This is a genomic window from Paraburkholderia sp. RL18-085-BIA-A, assembly GCF_046027075.1.
GTDB lineage: Bacteria > Pseudomonadota > Gammaproteobacteria > Burkholderiales > Burkholderiaceae > Paraburkholderia.
Map to the genome: position 1 here is coordinate 1 of NZ_JARESU010000402.1, position 1,574 is coordinate 1,574.

Consider the following 1,574-nt stretch of genomic DNA (forward strand, 5'->3'; position numbering starts at 1 on the left):
CGTCAAGATACCCCTGACGCGCTTGTCATGGCAGATGGAAACACAGTTGTTCGCGACTCACGCGTAGCGCGGTTTGGCCACTTGATGCAGCGAAATGGAAAGGCGATCCGGACTATCCAGTGGATAGCGGTGCTTGTTTACGGCACGCTGATTATCACGCCCGCCATGATGCCGCTTCCAGCCGCGACGGCGCATGTGTGGAACAACCTCACTATCTTTGCAAAATTCCTGTTCTGGGGTCTCTGGTGGCCGTTCGTACTGCTCTCGATGGTGTTGCTCGGTCGGACCTGGTGCGGCGTGCTGTGTCCCGAGGGGACGTTGTCGGAGTTCGCCAGCAAACACGGTCGAGGCTGGGCGATTCCTCGCTGGATGCGATGGGAAGGCTCGCCATTCTTCGCGTTCGCTGCAACGGCTATCTACGGTCAGATGCTCAGCGTTCACGACTCTTCGAAAGCGGCGTTGCTCGTTCTCGGCGGCTCGACCTGCTCGGCGGTTCTGATCGGTTACCTGTACGGTCGCGAGAAACGCGTCTGGTGCAGGTACCTGTGCCCCGTCAAAGGTGTGTTTTCCTTGCTTGCACGCATTGCACCGCTTCACTATCGGGTAGACGAAGCGGCGTGGCGCGAGTCCTACTCGGCGGGTAAGCCCGGCCAGTCGGTGATCCCTATTAACTGTGCGCCGCTTGTTCCGCTTCGCCACAAGAAGGGCAATGCGGAATGCCATATGTGCGCGCGATGCAGCGGTCATCGCAACGCGATGAAGCTGAGTTGGCGTTCGCCGTCGAGCGAGGTTGTCGTCCATGGCGAGCAGCAGGCAAATGGGTGGGAAACCGGTTTGATTCTGTACGGCCTGCTCGGCATCGCGATCGGCGCGTTCCACTGGTCGGTGAGTCCGTGGTTCATTGAGTTGCAGGAGACGCTAACCGGTTGGCTGATCGCTCACAATGTTCTATGGCCGTTGCGCACCAATGCGCCGTGGTATCTACTGGCGCACTACCCGGACGGTAACAATATGTTTTCCTGGCTCCATGGCGGCCTGGGGATCGCTTACATAATCGGCACCGCGCTCGTCTACGGCACCTCGTTGCTGGCGGTCCTCGCGCTCGGCGCGCGCATGCTCGGCCCTTGGCGAGCCAGCAGGCTTCACCATTTGGCACAGGCTCTGATTCCGCTTGCTGGTACTGGTATGTTCCTTGGATCATCGGTGGCGACACTAACGATCCTGTACGCTGAGCGTATCGAGGTGCCATGGGTCGGGCACGTACGGTTACTGATGCTGATACTCGCCAATCTCTGGAGCGCGTGGCTCGCGGTTCGCGTCGTGCGCCGTCACAGTGCGAAGCCGCTGATACAGACGAGCGCGTTCCTCTGCTTTACAGCTGCGCTCGCGATTGCTGATAGCGCCTGGTGGCTGTTGTTCTGGCACTGGAAAGGCCCGGTCGGGTGAGCTACCCGAGATCCGCACCGAGCGTCGGATGCGCATCAGCCGGGTGCTTACGCGTTTTGTGGATAAAGTGTGCGGGACTGAAGATCGTCAATTACCTTGGCCGCTCGTGTTGCCTCACGGAAGGATGT

General features: G+C 59.8%; 1 protein-coding gene. It reads left to right on the top strand.

The annotated features are described in order from the left end of the window. Positions 1–27 precede the first annotated feature (27 nt). Positions 28–1,446 (top strand): 4Fe-4S binding protein, encoded by a 1,419-nt coding sequence (locus P0D89_RS52775; protein WP_408379592.1) that lies wholly within the window; start codon positions 28–30, stop codon positions 1,444–1,446. Positions 1,447–1,574: the final 128 nt, after the last annotated feature.